We start from the raw sequence: 15,839 nt of genomic DNA on the forward strand, positions 1-15,839 counted from the left end.
ACAATCGGCACCGACATGTCGACGACCTCACCCCTCCCTCCGACGCCAGGCGCTGCCGGTGAGCGGCCCCAACTGACCTTCACCGCGCGGCGGCGCGGAAAGCCGCCGCGCCACCTGGCCGACCTCACCCGTGAGGACCGCGCCGCGGTGCTGCGGGAGAAGGACCTGCCCGCCTTTCGGGCCGACCAGCTCTCGCGCCACTACTTCAGTCATCTCACGCGTGACGACGCCGCGATGAGCGATCTCCCTGCCAGCGGCCGCGACGAGCTCGTCGACGAGCTGCTGCCCGAGCTCCTCACCGAGGTCCACACCCTCCAGGCCGACGGCGGGGCCACCCGCAAGGCGCTGTGGAGCCTGTTCGACGGCGCCAAGGTCGAGTCCGTCCTCATGCGCTACTCCGAGCGCGCCACCCTGTGCGTGTCCTCGCAGGCCGGCTGCGGGATGGCCTGCCCGTTCTGTGCGACGGGCCAGCAGGGCCTGACCCGCAACCTCTCGACGGCGGAGATCGTCGAGCAGGTGCGGGTGGCGGCCGCGGCCTGCCGCGACGGCCTCCTCACCGGTGGCCCCACCCGTCTCACCAACGTCGTGTTCATGGGCATGGGCGAGCCGCTGGCCAACTACCGGGCCGTGGTCAACGCGGTGCGCCGGATGGTCGAGCCCAGCCCCGCGGGCTTCGGGCTCTCCGCCCGCAACGTCACCGTCTCGACGGTCGGCCTCGTGCCCGCCATCGACAAGCTCGCGAAGGAGGGCCTGCCGGTGACCCTGGCCGTCTCCCTCCACGCCCCCGACGACGGCCTGCGCGACGAGCTCATCCCGATCAACTCCCGGTGGAAGGTCGGTGAGCTGCTCGACGCGGCCCGCCGCTACTTCGATGCCACCGGGCGCCGCGTGAGCATCGAGTACGCGCTCATCCGCGACATCAACGACCACCAGTGGCGCGCCCAGCTCCTCGCCGACGAGCTCCTCGCGCGCGGCAAGGGCTGGATCCACGTCAACCCGATCCCGCTCAACCCCACGCCCGGCTCGAAGTGGACGGCCTCGGACCCCGACGTCGAGGACACCTTCGTCCGCACGCTGCGCAAGGCCGGGATCCCCACGACGGTGCGCGACACCCGCGGCAGCGACATCGACGGTGCCTGCGGCCAGCTCGCGGCCGAGCAGCTCGCCACCGCCGCCCCCAAGGTCGGTGTCCCCGAGGTGAAGGAGTCCGCACGATGAGCACGCTGTTCCCGGTCGTGGGGCGGATGAGCACCGGGTACGACCGCGAGCAGGTCGAGGAGTTCTTCACCCGTGCCCGCCAGGCCTACGAGGCGGGACGCTCCGGCAGCGACACCGGCCTCCACGAGACGGAAGTTCGCCAGGTGGCCTTCGACCTCGTCCGGGCCGGCTACGCGACCGGGTCGGTGGACTCGGCGCTGGACCGCCTCGAGGCCGCGCTCGTCCAGCGGCGCCGTGACGCCTTTGTCGCCGCCCACGGCCAGCAGGCGTGGATGGACCGCATCGCCGAGCGCGCCACGACGCTCTACCCGCGCCTCGTGCGCCCGGCCGGGGAGCGTTTCGCGGCGCCCGAGCGGGGCCGCGGCTACGACCGCGACGCCGTCGACGGCCTCATGGACCGGCTCGTCGCCTACTTCGACGCCGACGGCGACCTCACCGCCGCCGAGCTGCGCACCGTCACCTTCCCCTCCGCGCGTCGCGACAAGGCCTACGCCGAGGGAGTCGTCGACGCCTACCTCGACCGCGCCGTCGAGGTCCTCCTGGCCGTCGAATGACCACGCTCACGCTGCTCGGCTCGACCGGCTCCATCGGGACCCAGGCCCTGGAGGTCATCTCCCGCGGCGGCTACGAGGTCGCCGCGCTGGCGGCCGGCGGCGCCAACCTGCGGCTCCTCGCCGAGCAGGTCGTCGACCACGACGTGCCGCTCGTCGCCGTCTCCCGCGGCAGTGCCGCGGACGTGCGTGACGCCGTCGCCGCCGTCGCGGCCGACCGCGGCGTGCCCGCCCCTCCGGTCGAGGTGCTCGTGGGGGAGGGGGCCGCCGCCGAGCTCGCCGGCGCGGGGAGCGACGTCGTCCTCAACGGCGTCACCGGCTCCGTCGGCCTGGAGCCCACCCTCGCGGCCCTGCGCGCCGGGTCCAGCCTGGCGCTGGCGAACAAGGAGTCGCTCGTCGTCGGCGGCGCCCTCGTGCGCGCCGCGCGGCAGCGGCCCGACCAGATCGTCCCCGTCGACTCCGAGCACTCCGCCATGGCCCAGGCGCTGCGCTCCGGCGCGCACGCCGAGGTCGCCCGGCTCATCCTCACCGCTTCCGGTGGTCCGTTCCGTGGCAAGCGGCGCGAGGAGCTCACCGGCGTCACCGCCGCCCAGGCGCTGGCCCACCCCACGTGGGCGATGGGACCGGTCGTCACGGTGAACTCCGCAACCCTCGTCAACAAGGGTCTGGAGCTCATCGAGGCGCACCTCCTCTTCGACGTCGCGGTCGAGGACATCACCGTCGTCGTCCACCCGCAGTCGGTCGTGCACTCGATGGTCGAGTTCGTCGACGGCTCGACCATCGCCCAGGCCTCCCCGCCCGACATGCGCCTGCCCATCGCGCTCGCCCTGTCCTGGCCCGCCCGCCCCCAGCGCGCCGTCGCCCCGTGCCGCTGGGACGAGGCGACGAGCTGGACCTTCGAGCCGCTGGACGAGGACACCTTCCGCGGCGTGCGTCTGGCCCGCCAGGCGGCCGCCGCCTCCGCCACTCACCCGGCCGTCCTCAACGCCGCCAACGAGGAGTGCGTCGCCGCCTTCCTCGACGGCCGCCTCAGCTTCCTCGCCATCACCGACATCCTCGAGCAGGTCCTCGCCGAGCACGGCGGCGTCCCCGCCGAGAGCCTCGACCTCGCCACGGTCCACGCCGCCGAGGCCTGGGCCCGGCACCGCGCCCGGGAGCTGGCAGGCACGCGATGAGCTTCCTCGTCGGGGTCCTCGTCCTCGTCGTCGGGCTCGTCGTCTCGATCGCGCTCCACGAGGTGGGGCACCTCGTGCCCGCCAAGCGCTTCGGCGTCAAGGTCACCGAGTACTTCGTCGGCTTCGGCCCCACCCTGTGGTCCCGTCGGCGAGGGGAGACCGAGTACGGGGTCAAGGCCGTCCCGCTCGGCGGCTACGTCCGGATGGTCGGCATGTACCCGCCCGCGCGGACCGACCGGCCCGTGCGCCGCCGTCGTGACGGCCGCGCCACCCTCGTCGAGGAGGCCCGCGAGTACGCGCTGGCCGAGGTCGGCCCAGGCGAGGAGCACCGCACCTTCTCGGCGCTCAGTGTGCCGAAGAAGCTCGTCGTCATGCTGGGCGGGCCGGTGATGAACATCCTCATCGCCGTCGTCCTCCTCGCCGTCGTGCTCGTCGGGGTCGGCGTGCCCACCTACACCGCCACCCTCGGCAACGTCCAGGAGTGCCTGCCCGCCGAGCCCGCGGCCACCGAGTGTGCCGACGCGGACCCGGCCGCGCCCGGCGCCGTCGCCGGCCTGCGGCCGGACGACACCGTCCTCTCGTGGGGCGGGCGACAGGTCGAGACCTGGGACGACGTGCGTGCGGCCATCGCCGCGTCCGGGCCCAGCCCGGCCACCGTCGTCGTCGAGCGCGACGGGCAGGAGCGCACGGTCACGGTGACGCCCGTGATGACCGAGCGGCCCGTCGTCGTCGACGGCGAGGTCCTCACCGACGACGCCGGTGAGCCGGTGACCGAGCCGCAACCCTTCGTCGGGATCGGGCCGCTCGCCGAGCTCGTGCCGCAACCCGTCAGCGCCGTCCCCGGCCGGGTCGCGGAGGCCGTGGGCGCGACCGTCAACGTGGTCCTCACCCTGCCGCAGCGGCTCGTCGACGTCGCGCAGGCGGCCTTCGGCGAGGAGGAGCGCGACCCGGGCGTCGTCGGGCTCGTCGGCGTGGGCCGTTTCGCCGGGGAGATCGCCTCCATCGACAGCGAACGGTACGGCGTCGTCGAGCGGGCGGCGGACCTGCTCGGTCTCCTCGCCTCCCTCAACCTCGCGCTGTTCGTCTTCAACCTCGTCCCGCTGCTCCCGCTCGACGGCGGCCACATCGCCGGCGCCCTGTGGGAGGGGCTGCGCCGCCGGGTCGCGGCGTGGCGCGGCCGTCCGGACCCCGGGCCCGTCGACGTCGCGCGGATGCTGCCGCTCACCTACGTCGTCGTCGTCGCGATGGTGGGGATGAGCCTCCTGCTCGCCTACGCCGACATCGTGCGGCCGGTCACGCTCACCGGCTGAGCCGTGCACTCAGGTGGTGCGGTGGGTGATACTGGCAAGGTGAGTACACCGATCTCCCTCGGCATCCCGACCGTCAAGGAGCAGCCGCCCGTGCTGGCTCCCCGTCGGCCCACCCGCAAGATCCGGGTGGGCAACGTCGAGGTGGGTGGTGACGCGCCGGTCAGCGTCCAGTCGATGACGACGACGAAGACCTACGACATCAACGCCACGCTCCAGCAGATCGCCGAGCTCACCGCCTCGGGCTGCGACATCGTCCGGGTGGCCTGCCCCACGGACAAGGACGCCGAGGCGCTGCCGATCATCGCCAAGAAGTCCCAGATCCCGGTGATCGCCGACATCCACTTCCAGCCGAAGTACGTCTTCGCGGCGATCGAGGCCGGTTGCGGCGCGGTGCGCGTCAACCCCGGCAACATCCGCAAGTTCGACGACAAGGTCAAGGAGATCGCCAAGGCTGCCGCAGGCGCCGGCGTCTCTCTCCGGATCGGCGTCAACGCCGGCTCGCTGGACCCGCGGCTGCTCAAGAAGTACGGCAAGGCCACGCCGGAGGCGCTCGTCGAGTCCGCGGTGTGGGAGGCGTCCCTCTTCGAGGAGCACGGTTTCCACGACTTCAAGATCTCGGTCAAGCACAACGACCCCGTCATCATGGTGCGCGCCTACGAGCTGCTCTCCGAGGCCGGCGACTGGCCGCTGCACCTCGGCGTCACCGAGGCCGGCCCCGCCTTCCAGGGCACGATCAAGTCCGCCACCGCCTTCGGTGCGCTGCTGTCCAAGGGCATCGGCGACACCATCCGGGTCTCCCTCTCCGCCCCGCCGGTGGAGGAGATCAAGGTCGGCAACCAGATCCTCGAGTCGCTCAACCTGCGTCCGCGCAAGCTCGAGATCGTCTCCTGCCCCTCCTGCGGCCGCGCCCAGGTGGACGTCTACCAGCTGGCCGACGACGTCACCGCCGGCCTGGAGGGCATGACCGTCCCGCTGCGCGTCGCCGTCATGGGCTGCGTCGTCAACGGCCCCGGTGAGGCCCGCGAGGCCGACCTCGGCGTGGCGTCCGGCAACGGCAAGGGCCAGATCTTCGTCAAGGGTGAGGTCATCAAGACCGTCCCCGAGGACCAGATCGTCGAGACCCTCATCGCCGAGGCCAACCGGATCGCCGAGGAGATGGGCCTGCAGCCCGAGCCCGGTGGACCCGTCGTCACGGTCAGCTGAGCGGAGCCCCGTGCTGGGCAGGTGGCGCCACCCCGTGGGCCCGCGCGTCCGCCCCCTGCGGGAGGAGGACCGTGAGGCGGCCCTCGGGCTGTGCGCCGCCGACCCCGTCGGCAACGTCCTCGCCGCCGTCCAGGTCGAGGCGCTCGGCCGCCGCCGGCTGCCCGGTGCCGAGCTGCTCGGCGTGTGGTGCGACGGGGAGCTGCGGGCGCTGTGCTGGTCCGGCGCCAACCTCGTGCCCGTCGCCGTCGACGAGCCGGAGCTGCTCGACGCCGTCGCCGAGCACGTTCGCAGCCGCGGACGGCGGGCCTCCTCGATCGTCGGCCCCGCCGAGCAGGTGCTGGGCCTGTGGGACCGGCTCGGTCCGGGCTGGCTGCCCTCGCGCGAGGTCCGTGCCGACCAGCCGTCGATGGCGATCTCCGCCACCCCCGCCGTCGAGCCCGACCCGCGGGTGCGCCTGAGCAGCCCCGACGACCTCGACGTCGTCGTCCCGGCCTGCGTGGCGATGTTCACCGAGGAGGTGGGCTACTCGCCCCTCGCCTCGGGAGGCGCCTACGCGGCGCGGGTCCACGAGCTCGTCTCGACGCAGCGGTCCTACGTCCGGATCGAGGACGCCCCCGAGGGCCGGCGCGTCGTCTTCAAGGCGGAGGTCGGTGCGTGCGCGCTCGGCGTCGCCCAGATCCAGGGTGTGTGGGTCCACCCCGAGCACCGCGGGCAGGGCGTCGCGGCACCGGCGATGGCCGCCGTCGTCGAGGACGTGCGCCGCCGCACCGCGCCGGTGGTCTCCCTCTACGTCAACGGGTACAACACCCCCGCGATCGCGACCTACCGCCGCACCGGCTTCGAGCAGGTCGGCACGTACGCCACCGTCCTCTTCTGAGCCGACGCTCCGCCCGCCGGGGCCCCGGCAGCCGCATTCCGCGGCCGGATCTTCGGACCATGTGCCGCAAACGGCTGGCCGCCGCGCGCGAGGGCCGCGGCACGCCGCGCGACACGCCGGCCGGCGGCCCGGTCCGGCCAGCGGCGGTCCGCTTTGTGGCACATGCCCCCACCGCCGGTGATACGGGCCGCGGCGGTTGATGGGCTGTCGGGGGCGGGGAGGGCCCGGTGGGTGGGGCGGGGTGGGGGAGTGGGCGCGATACGCTGGCCCGCGTGCTGATGCGGATGTCGACCCTGTTCCTGCGGACCCTGCGTGAAGACCCGGTGGACGCCGAGCTGCCGAGCCACCGGCTGCTCGTGCGGGCCGGCTACATCCGCCGTGCCGCCCCGGGCATCTACACCTGGCTGCCGCTGGGCCTGCGGATCCTCGGCAAGATCGAGCAGGTCGTGCGCGAGGAGATGACTGCCGCGGGCGCCCAGGAGGTCCACTTCCCGGCGCTGCTGCCGCGCGAGCCCTACGAGGCCACCGGCCGCTGGACCGAGTACGGCCCGAACCTCTTCCGCCTCCAGGACCGCCGCGAGAACGACTACCTCCTCGCGCCCACCCACGAGGAGATGTTCACCCTCCTCGTCAAGGACCTGTACTCCTCGTACAAGGACCTGCCGCTCACGCTCTTCCAGATCCAGACGAAGTACCGCGACGAGGCCCGCCCGCGCGCCGGCCTGCTGCGCGGACGTGAGTTCATCATGAAGGACGCGTACTCCTTCGACATCGACGACGCCGGCCTCGAGCGCTCCTACCGCGCCCAGCGCGAGGCTTACGAGCGGATCTTCACCCGCCTCGGCCTCGAGTACGTCATCGTCGCGGCGACGAGCGGCGCGATGGGCGGCTCCCGCTCGGAGGAGTTCCTCTTCCCGACGCCGTCGGGCGAGGACACCTTCGTCCGATCGCCCGGCGGGTACACGGCCAACGTCGAGGCCGCCCTCACGGCGGTGCCCGAGCCCGTCGACGCGAGCGACCTGCCGCCGGCGCAGGTCCGCGACACCCCCGACTCCACGACCATCGACACCCTCGTGTCGCAGGCCAACGCGCTCTACCCGCGCCCTGACCGTCCCTGGACGGCGGTGGACACGCTGAAGAACGTCGTCCTGGCCCTCGCCCACCCGGACGGCACCGAGGAGCTCGTCGTCGTCGGTCTGCCCGGGGACCGCGAGGTCGACCTCAAGCGGCTCGAGGGCGCGCTCGAGCCCACCCTTGTCACGCCGGCCACCGACGAGCAGCTCGCCGCGCGTCCCGAGCTCGTCAAGGGCTACATCGGTCCCGCCGTCATCGGGCCGAACACCGGCGAGGAGGGCGAGGACCGCCGCGCCCTGCGCTACCTCCTCGACCCGCGCGTCGTGCCCGGCACGAGCTGGATCACCGGCGCGAACGAGGACGGCAAGCACGTCTTCGGGCTCGTCGCCGGCCGCGACTTCACCGCCGACGGCACCATCGAGGCCGCCGAGGTCCGGGCGGGCGACCCCGCGCCGGACGGCTCCGGCCCGCTCGAGCTCGCCCGCGGCACCGAGATCGGCCACGTCTTCGCCCTCGGTCGCAAGTACGCCGAGGCGCTCGGCCTCAAGGTCCTCGACGAGAACGGCAAGGCCGTCACCGTGACGATGGGCTCCTACGGCATCGGGGTCAGCCGCGCGCTGGCCGCCGTCGCCGAGGCGACGTGCGACCACTCGGGCCTGTCCTGGCCGATGAGCCTAGCCCCCTTCCACGTCCACCTCCTCGCCACCGGCAAGGACCCCGAGGTCTTCGCCGAGGCCGAGCGCATCGGCGCCGAGCTCAGCGCGCAGGGCATCGAGGTGCTCCTCGACGACCGCCCGAAGATGTCCGCGGGCGTGAAGTTCGCCGACTCCGAGCTCCTCGGCGTGCCCCTCGTGCTCGTCGTCGGCCGCGGGCTGGCAGAGGGCAAGGTCGAGCTGCGCGAGCGCGCCACGGGGGAGCGCCGCGAGGTTCCCGTCACGGAGGCCGTCGCCGCGGTCGCCACGGCCGTGCGGGCCGCTCTCGGGAGCTGAGCGTCACCGTGTCCGGGCGCCGCGCGCTGGGGGCCGCGCTGCTCGCCGCGCTCACGCTGACGGGCTGCGGCGTCCGGCTCGAGACGCCGCCCCCGGAGGTCCCCGCCGCCGACGCCGTGGAGGAGGCCCGCCAGGACGCCGCCCTCGTGGCCGCGCAGCTGCGGGACGCCGCCGGCGCGGCGGCCACGGACGACGGCGCCGCCCTCGGCGAGGTGCTCACCACCGTCGAGGAGGCGTCGGCCGAGCACCACGAGGCGCTCGGCGGCGTGTGGGAGCCGTGGCCGGGTGCCGGCCCGGAGGCGACCGCGTACCCCGAGGACCCCACCACGCCCGCGCCCGCCGCGGCGGCGACGCCGCAGGAGGTTCTCGACCTCCTCGAGGAGGGTGCTGCCAGCGCGCGTGAGGACGCCCTCGCGCACGACGGTGAGCTCGGCCAGCTGTTCGCCGCCGTCGCGATCTCCCGCACCTGGCTCGCCGCGGACCTCGCGCGCGCACTGTCCGTCGACAGCGAGCGGCTCCCGGCCGCGCCGCAGCCGGCACCGGAACCCGGCACGGTCGACGCGGAGACCTCCCGCGCCGTCGACGCCGCCCGCTACGCCCTTGAGGTCGTCGCCGCCCGCAGCAGCGGTGCCCAGCGCGAGGCCGCCGCCGCGCGTGCCGAGCAGCTCGCGCTCGTCGCCGGCGCCGTCGACCCCGAGGAGGACGAGCGCGAGGTCGCCTACGACGTGAGCGACACCGCGGAGGCCGAGGCGCCGGAACGCGCCCTCGCGGGCGCCGCGGAGCTCGACGTCCTCGGCGCGTACGTCGCCCTGCTCGGGAGACCGGTCGAGGACCGGGAGACCGTGCTCGACGCCGCGACCTACGCCGCCGGGCAGGTGCGGTCGTGGGATACCGCACTGCCGGCCCTGCCCGGCCTCTCCTGAGAGGGGCCCGCCCCCCGGGTAAGGTGTGGGAGTTCCGCAGCCGAGCCCCCAGGAGAGCACCATGGCACGCCCGTCGGACGTCGCAGCCGAGCTGCGCCGCGTCCTCGAGCCCGTCGTCACCGACGCCGGTCTGTACCTCGAGGACGTGAGCGTGAGCGCGGCCGGCCGGCACAGCGTCGTCCGGGTCGTCGTCGACCTCGCGGACGGGCCCGGCGGCGTCGGCTCCGACCTCCTCACCGACGTCTCCCGCCAGGTCTCCACGACCCTCGACGACGTCGACGTCGTCGCCGGGGCGTACACCCTCGAGGTCTCCACCCCCGGCGTCACGCGACCCCTGACGACGGCACGCCACTACCGCCGCGCCGAGGGGCGCGTCGTCCGGCTGCGCACCACGTCCGGCGCCCTGCGCGGACGGGTCCTCGCGGTCGACGGCGAGGACGTGGTCATCGACACTGAGGGCACGCGTCAGGTCGTCGCGCTGCCCGACATCACCTCGGGCACGGTCGAGCCCGAGCTGGGGCGTGCGGCAGACGCTGCCGCAGAGGGCTGAGGAGGACACATGGACATCGACATGACCGCGCTACGCCTGATCGAGAGCGAGCGCGAGATCCGCCTCGACGTGCTGGTCGGCGCCATCGAGGAAGCACTCCTCCTCGCCTACCAGCGCACCCCGGGGGCCGCGGAGCGGGCCCGCGTGGAGGTCGACCGCCGCACCGGCCGCGTCACCGTCATGGCGACCGAGGTCGACGAGGAGGGCAAGGCCGTCGGCGAGTACGACGACACCCCCAGCGGATTCGGTCGCATCGCCACCGCCACCGCCCGGAGCGTCATCGTCCAGCGGCTGCGCGACGCCGAGGACGACCAGGTGATGGGCTCGCTGCGCGACCGCGCCGGCACCCTCATCGCCGGCGTCGTCCAGCAGGGCCGCGACCCGCGCGTCGTCCTCGTCGACATCGGCGAGCTCGAGGCCGTGCTGCCCGCCCACGAGCAGGTGCCCACCGAGACCTACCGCCACGGCGACCGCCTGCGCGCCTACGTCCTGGAGGTGACGCGCGGCGCCAAGGGACCCTCGGTCACCCTCTCGCGCACCCACCCCAACCTCGTGCGCGAGCTCTTCGCCCTCGAGGTGCCCGAGGTCGCCGACGGCAGCGTCGAGATCATGGCGCTGGCCCGCGAGGCCGGGCACCGGACGAAGATCGCCGTCGCCTCCACCGTCCCCGGCCTCAACGCCAAGGGTGCCTGCATCGGCCCGATGGGCCAGCGGGTGCGGGCCGTCATGAGTGAGCTCGCCGGCGAGAAGATCGACATCGTCGACTACAGCGAGGACGCCGCGACCTTCGTCGGCAACGCGCTCTCGCCCGCCCGGGTGACGAGCGTGGAGGTCGTGGACGCCGAGGAGCGGTCCGCCCGTGTCGTCGTGCCCGACTTCCAGCTGTCCCTCGCCATCGGCAAGGAGGGCCAGAACGCACGCCTCGCCGCGCGCCTCACGGGCTGGCGGATCGACATCCACTCGGACACCGAGGGCGAGCAGCCCGAGCGCTGAGCCCCTTCGACGGGGGCGTGTGAGCAAACACACCACCCCCCGCTGCGTGGCCCATCACTGTCCCGCAGGGGCCGGTGGGGGTAGACTTCCGGACGGGCCGCAGCCCGAACTCTCATGACTATGCCTCCTCCCCCCTCACCTCCCGGCGAGGGACAGGTGCGCACATGCGTGGGATGCCGGGTCAAGGCCCCGCGGTCCGCCCTCGTGCGTGTCGTCCTCGTTCCCCAGTCGCCTCGCGCGGTGGTGGACGAACGGACGGACGCTCCGGGGCGGGGGGCCTGGTTGCACGCCGACCGGGCTTGCCTGGACCTCGCCGATCGCCGGCGGGCGATCCCCCGGGCCCTGCGCTCCGCAGGACCGGTGGACACCGCCGCCGTCACGGAGTGGTTCAGCACGAGAACGCCGGGTCAGACCTGAGCCGGCACGAGTCATCGACGAAGAAAGCGGGTTGGAAGCCGATGGGCACCCGATGAGTACCCAGCGATGAGTTTCAAGCACTAACACGGCCCCACCCTGTCCCGGGCGGGCCGAGACAGGAGAAATGTGGCAAAGCTTCGCGTCCACGAGCTCGCCAAGGAGCTCGGCGTCGACAGCAAGACGGTTCTGGCCAAGCTCGGTGAGCTCGGAGAGTTCGTCAAGTCGGCCTCGTCCACCGTCGAGGCGCCCGTCGTGCGCCGCCTCCGGGAGGCCATTCCCGCACCGTCGGCCTCCGAGGAGAAGCCGGCACCCAAGAAGGCGGTCAAGCCCAAGGCCCCCGCCGCCAAGACTGCTGAGCCCGAGGCCCCTGCCGCGCAGGAGACCCCGGCCGCACCCGCCGCCCCGGCACCCGGCCCCGCGCGCCCGGCGCCCGCCGCCGCGCAGCGACCCGCGGCGCCCAAGCCCGGTGCACCCGCACCGACCCCGGCGCCCCAGCCCCAGGCGGCACCGGCAGCCCCCGAGCCCGCGCAGCCCGCTGCCGAGGCGAGCACCCCCGAGGCACCGACGCCGGACACCAAGGCCGCTGCCGGCCCCAAGCCCGGCGCCCCGCGCCCGGGCAACAACCCCTTCGCCACGAGCCAGGGCATGCCCCGGCCCGGTGGCAGCGGTGGACCCCGTCCCGGTGGTCCCCGCCCCGGCGCCCCGCGCCCGGGCAACAACCCCTTCGCCACGAGCCAGGGCATGCCCCGGCCCGGTGGCAGCGGCGGTGCCGGCGCAGCCGGCCCGCGTCCCGGTGGCCCCCGTCCGGGCGGTCCCCGCCCCGGTGCGGGCGCCGGTGCGGCAGGTCCGCGTCCGGGCGCACCGCGTCCCGGTGGCGCACGCCCCAGCCCGGGCATGATGCCCGGCCGCAGCTCGGTCGGGACGCCTGGCGCGCCGGCTCGTGGTGGCGGCGGCGGCCGTGGCCGTCCCGGTGGCGGTGGCCCCGGTGGTCCCGGCGGCGCAGGCGGTCCCGGTGGCGGCGGTCGTCCCGGCGGTTTCGCGGGTCGCGGTCGTCCCGGTGCGCGCGGCGGTACGCAGGGTGCCTTCGGGCGTCCGGGCGGTCGTCCGGTGCGCGGACGCAAGTCCAAGCGCGCGAAGCGTCAGGAGTTCGAGCAGCAGGGCGCACCGAGCCTCGGTGGCGTCCAGGTCCCTCGCGGCAACGGCACCACCGAGGTGCAGATCCGCGCCGGCGCCAGCCTCGCGGACTTCGCCGACAAGATCGACGCGAACCCCGCAGCGCTCGTGACGGTGCTCTTCCACCTCGGCGAGATGGCCACGGCCACCCAGTCGCTGGACGAGGACACCTTCAAGGCGCTGGGTGACGAGCTCGGCTACATCATCAACATCGTCTCGCCCGAGGACGAGGACCGTGAGCTCCTCGGCGGCTTCGACATCGACCTCGACGCCGAGCTGGCCGGGGAGACCGACGAGGACCTCATGGCCCGTCCGCCGGTCGTCACCGTCATGGGTCACGTCGACCACGGAAAGACCAAGCTCCTCGACGCGATCCGTAGCACCGACGTCGTCGCCGGCGAGGCCGGTGGCATCACCCAGCACATCGGCGCCTACCAGATCTGGACCGAGCACGAGGGCTACGACCGCGCGCTCACCTTCATCGACACCCCCGGTCACGAGGCCTTCACGGCCATGCGTGCCCGTGGAGCCGACGTCACGGACATCGCGATCCTCGTGGTGGCGGCCGACGACGGTGTCATGCCCCAGACGGTCGAGGCGCTCAACCACGCGCAGTCGGCCGGTGTGCCGATCGTCGTGGCCGTCAACAAGGTGGACAAGGAGGCGGCCAACCCCGCCAAGATCCGCCAGCAGCTGACCGAGTACAACCTCGTGGCCGAGGAGTACGGCGGCGACACGATGTTCGTCGACGTCTCCGCGCTCCAGCGGATGGGCATCGACGAGCTCCTCGAGGCCGTCCTCCTCACCGCGGACGCCGCCCTGGACCTGCGGGCCAACCCGGACAAGGCCGCGCGCGGCGTCGCCATTGAGGCGAACCTCGACAAGGGCCGCGGCACGGTCGCGACCGTCCTCGTCCAGTCCGGAACCCTGCACGTCGGGGACGCCATCGTCGCCGGTACCGCCCACGGGCGCGTCCGGGCGATGTTCGACGAGCACGGTGTCCCGGTGGAGGAGGCCGGCCCCGCACGTCCCGTGCAGGTCCTCGGCCTCACCTCGGTGCCCCGCGCCGGTGACTCCTTCATCGTGGCCGGCGACGACCGCACCGCGCGGCAGATCGCCGACAAGCGGGCCGCCGCCGAGCGCGCCGCGACGCTGGCCAAGCGTCGCAAGCGCGTCTCGCTCGAGGACTTCACCGAGGCGCTCCAGCAGGGCCGGGTCGAGACCCTCAACCTCGTCCTCAAGGGCGACGTGTCCGGTGCCGTCGAGGCGCTGGAGGACTCGCTCCTCAAGATCGAGGTCGGCGACGAGGTCGCGCTGCGGATCATCCACCGCGGCGTGGGTGCCATCACCCAGAACGACGTCAACCTCGCCACGGTGGACAACGCCATCATCATCGGCTTCAACGTGAAGCCCGCGGAGCGGGTCACGGAGCTGGCCGACCGCGAGGGCGTCGACATCCGGTACTACTCGGTCATCTACCAGGCGATCGACGACGTCGAACAGGCCCTCAAGGGCATGCTCAAGCCGGAGTACGAGGAGGTCCAGCTGGGCACCGCGGAGGTCCGCCAGGTGTTCCGCTCCTCCAAGGTCGGCAACATCGCCGGTTCGATCATCCGCTCCGGCACCATCCGCCGGAACACCAAGGCGCGCGTCCTGCGGGACGGCGTCGTGGTGGGGGAGAACGTCACGATCGACTCCCTGCGCCGCGAGAAGGACGACGTCACCGAGGTCCGCGAGGGCTTCGAGTGCGGTATCAGCCTCGGGTCGTTCAACGACATCACCGAGGGTGACGTCATCGAGACCTTCGAGATGCGCGAGAAGCCGCGCAAGTAGAGGGCTGCAGTCCTCGCGACGTGGCGCGCACCGACAGGTGCGCGCCACGTCGCGTCACACGACAGGAGAGAACCATGGCCGACACCCCGCGGATGCGCCGCGTGAGTGACCGCATCCAGCAGATCGTCGCGTCGATGCTCGAGTCCCGCATCAAGGACCCGCGCCTCGGCTTCGTCACCGTCACGGAGGTCCGGGTCACCGGAGACCTCCAGCAGGCCACCGTCTACTACACCGTGCTCGGTGACGAGCAGGCCCAGCGGGACACCGCCGCCGCCCTCGCCTCCGCGCGCGGCCACATCCGCTCGGAGGTCGGCAAGCAGCTCGGTCTGCGGCTGACCCCGACGCTCGAGTTCACGGCCGACGTCGTGCCCGAGACCGCCGCCGACCTCGAGCGTGCCCTGCGCGAGGCCGCCGAGCGGGACGCCGAGCTGGCGCGCATCGCCGCCGGCGCCACCCCCGCCGGGGACGCCGACCCGTACCGCCGCCCGGCCGTGGACGACGTCGACGAGGCGGACGAGCCCGCCGACGACGCCCGCTGAGCCCGCCGTGCCGGTGAGCATCCCGCGGCTCGGTGCCGCCGGCGTCGCCGTCGGGGTGCTCTCCGGCCTGCTCGGCATCGGCGGGGGAGTCGTTCTCGTCCCGCTGCTCGTCCTCCTCATGGGGATGGCGCAGAAGCGGGCGCAGGCCACCTCCCTCGCCGCCATCACCCTGACGGCCGTGGCCGGCGCTGCCAGCTACGGCGTCGCGGGCGACGTCGCCCTCGTCCCTGCACTGGTCGTCGCGGCCGGCGGTATCGTCGGCACGCTCGTCGGTGCCGAGCTCGTCCACCGGATGTCCGAGCGCACGCTGCGGATCGTCTTCGCCGCGGTCATGGTCGTCGTCGCCGTCCGGATGGCCCTCGCCCCTCCGGTCGAGAACGCCGGCGAGCTCGCCCACCTCGACGCGCCGGTCCTAGCCGGCTACGTGGGCGCCGGGCTCCTCATGGGCCTGCTGTCCGCGCTCGTCGGCATCGGCGGAGGTGTCGTCATGGTGCCGCTGCTCGTCCTCGGTTTCGGCTTCTCCCCGCACGAGGCGCAGGGCACCTCGCTCGCCGTCATGGTTCCGGTCTCCCTCATGGGCGCCTGGCGCCACGCCCGCCGGGGCTACACCGACTGGCGCGCGGGCCTCATCCTCGGCGTGGGCGGCGTCCTCGGCGCCCCGCTCGGCGCACTGCTCGCCCAGGCGGTGCCCGAGGTGTGGCTGCAGCGACTCTTCGCCCTCCTGCTCGTCTACTCGGCCGTCCAGCTCGTCCTCAAGGCCCGCAAGCGCTGACAGACGCCGCCCGCCTCTTGTGCCGAGATCCGGATTCCTCCGCGGGCGGCGCGATGGAGCCCATCTCCTTGTGCCGAGAGCCGGATTCCTCCGCGGGCGGCGCGGTGGAGCCCATCTCCTTGTGCCGAGAGCCGGATTCCTCCGCGGGCGGCGCGGTGGAGCCCACCTCCTTGTGCCGAGAGCCGGATTCCTCCGCGGGCGGCGCGGTGGAGCCCACCTCCTTGTGCCGAGAGCCGGATTCC

Annotated in this window: 15 protein-coding genes; 14 read left to right on the plus strand and 1 reads right to left on the minus strand. The window is 73.6% G+C overall.

Going from position 1 to position 15,839, the window contains the following annotated elements; all coding sequences use genetic code 11:
• The first annotated feature begins 15 nt into the window (after positions 1–15).
• The 14 genes from rlmN (at position 16) to M3148_RS18360 (ending at position 15,597) form a co-directional block, all read left to right on the plus strand.
• Positions 16–1,218, plus strand: coding sequence for a 23S rRNA (adenine(2503)-C(2))-methyltransferase RlmN (gene rlmN / locus M3148_RS12305; protein WP_251304993.1), 1,203 nt, complete (start codon positions 16–18; stop codon positions 1,216–1,218).
• Entirely contained in the window at positions 1,215–1,772 is a 558-nt protein-coding gene (locus M3148_RS12310) for a DivIVA domain-containing protein (RefSeq protein ID WP_251304994.1), read from the plus strand. Before rlmN ends, M3148_RS12310 begins: the two co-directional genes overlap by 4 nt.
• Positions 1,769–2,944, plus strand: a complete 1,176-nt coding sequence (gene dxr, locus M3148_RS12315; RefSeq protein WP_251304995.1) for a 1-deoxy-D-xylulose-5-phosphate reductoisomerase — start codon at positions 1,769–1,771, stop codon at positions 2,942–2,944. The genes M3148_RS12310 and dxr overlap by 4 nt, the downstream gene beginning before the upstream one ends.
• A complete protein-coding gene (locus tag M3148_RS12320) occupies positions 2,941–4,254 on the plus strand; it encodes a M50 family metallopeptidase (protein WP_251304996.1) in 1,314 nt (437 codons plus the stop codon). Before dxr ends, M3148_RS12320 begins: the two co-directional genes overlap by 4 nt.
• A 39-nt stretch (positions 4,255–4,293) precedes the next feature.
• Positions 4,294–5,457, plus strand: coding sequence for a flavodoxin-dependent (E)-4-hydroxy-3-methylbut-2-enyl-diphosphate synthase (gene ispG / locus M3148_RS12325; protein ID WP_251304997.1), 1,164 nt, complete (start codon positions 4,294–4,296; stop codon positions 5,455–5,457).
• A gap of 10 nt (positions 5,458–5,467) precedes the next feature.
• Positions 5,468–6,334, plus strand: coding sequence for a GNAT family N-acetyltransferase (locus tag M3148_RS12330; protein WP_251304998.1), 867 nt, complete (start codon positions 5,468–5,470; stop codon positions 6,332–6,334).
• Positions 6,335–6,606: 272 nt separating this feature from the next.
• Positions 6,607–8,397, plus strand: coding sequence for a proline--tRNA ligase (locus M3148_RS12335; RefSeq protein WP_251304999.1), 1,791 nt, complete (start codon positions 6,607–6,609; stop codon positions 8,395–8,397).
• An 8-nt stretch (positions 8,398–8,405) separates the two neighbouring features.
• Positions 8,406–9,320: a DUF4439 domain-containing protein gene (locus M3148_RS18355; RefSeq protein ID WP_251305000.1), complete on the plus strand. Its 915-nt coding sequence runs from the start codon at positions 8,406–8,408 to the stop codon at positions 9,318–9,320.
• 61 nt (positions 9,321–9,381) lie between these two features.
• Positions 9,382–9,870, plus strand: coding sequence for a ribosome maturation factor RimP (gene rimP / locus M3148_RS12345; protein WP_251305001.1), 489 nt, complete (start codon positions 9,382–9,384; stop codon positions 9,868–9,870).
• A 9-nt stretch (positions 9,871–9,879) separates the two neighbouring features.
• Positions 9,880–10,863, plus strand: a complete 984-nt coding sequence (nusA, locus tag M3148_RS12350) for a transcription termination factor NusA (RefSeq protein WP_251305002.1) — start codon at positions 9,880–9,882, stop codon at positions 10,861–10,863.
• 120 nt (positions 10,864–10,983) lie between these two features.
• A complete protein-coding gene (locus M3148_RS12355; RefSeq protein ID WP_251305003.1) occupies positions 10,984–11,280 on the plus strand; it encodes a YlxR family protein in 297 nt (98 codons plus the stop codon).
• A 126-nt stretch (positions 11,281–11,406) separates the two neighbouring features.
• On the plus strand, positions 11,407–14,286 hold the full coding sequence (gene infB / locus M3148_RS12360) for a translation initiation factor IF-2 (RefSeq protein ID WP_251305004.1): 2,880 nt from the start codon (positions 11,407–11,409) through the stop codon (positions 14,284–14,286).
• A 74-nt stretch (positions 14,287–14,360) separates the two neighbouring features.
• The gene (gene rbfA, locus M3148_RS12365) at positions 14,361–14,825 is read left to right on the plus strand and encodes a 30S ribosome-binding factor RbfA (RefSeq protein ID WP_251305005.1); all 465 of its coding nucleotides are present in this window, start codon (positions 14,361–14,363) and stop codon (positions 14,823–14,825) included.
• Positions 14,826–14,832: 7 nt separating this feature from the next.
• Positions 14,833–15,597 carry a sulfite exporter TauE/SafE family protein gene (locus M3148_RS18360; RefSeq protein WP_251305006.1) on the plus strand — a complete coding sequence of 255 codons (765 nt, stop codon included), beginning with the start codon at positions 14,833–14,835 and terminating at the stop codon, positions 15,595–15,597.
• Here M3148_RS18360 and M3148_RS18430 read toward each other — a convergent pair.
• Positions 15,555–15,836 (minus strand): DUF2345 domain-containing protein, encoded by a 282-nt coding sequence (locus M3148_RS18430; protein ID WP_368859561.1) that lies wholly within the window; start codon positions 15,834–15,836, stop codon positions 15,555–15,557. The two genes, M3148_RS18360 and M3148_RS18430, sit on opposite strands and share 43 nt — an antisense overlap.
• Between the last annotated feature and the right edge of the window lie 3 nt (positions 15,837–15,839).

Source organism: Georgenia satyanarayanai, from assembly GCF_023715365.1.
Classification (GTDB): Bacteria; Actinomycetota; Actinomycetes; order Actinomycetales; family Actinomycetaceae; genus Oceanitalea; species Oceanitalea satyanarayanai_B.

What these genes read in the sequence shown, in the direction of transcription:
- rimP (WP_251305001.1), top strand. Translation starts at nt 9,382, where the DNA reads ATGGCACGCCCGTCGGACGTCGCAGCCGAGCTGCGCCGCGTCCTCGAG.
- M3148_RS12355 (WP_251305003.1), top strand. Translation starts at nt 10,984, where the DNA reads ATGCCTCCTCCCCCCTCACCTCCCGGCGAGGGACAGGTGCGCACATGC.
- M3148_RS12320 (WP_251304996.1), top strand. Translation starts at nt 2,941, where the DNA reads ATGAGCTTCCTCGTCGGGGTCCTCGTCCTCGTCGTCGGGCTCGTCGTC.
- dxr (WP_251304995.1), top strand. Translation starts at nt 1,769, where the DNA reads ATGACCACGCTCACGCTGCTCGGCTCGACCGGCTCCATCGGGACCCAG.
- rbfA (WP_251305005.1), top strand. Translation starts at nt 14,361, where the DNA reads ATGGCCGACACCCCGCGGATGCGCCGCGTGAGTGACCGCATCCAGCAG.
- M3148_RS12310 (WP_251304994.1), top strand. Translation starts at nt 1,215, where the DNA reads ATGAGCACGCTGTTCCCGGTCGTGGGGCGGATGAGCACCGGGTACGAC.
- rlmN (WP_251304993.1), top strand. Translation starts at nt 16, where the DNA reads ATGTCGACGACCTCACCCCTCCCTCCGACGCCAGGCGCTGCCGGTGAG.
- nusA (WP_251305002.1), top strand. Translation starts at nt 9,880, where the DNA reads ATGGACATCGACATGACCGCGCTACGCCTGATCGAGAGCGAGCGCGAG.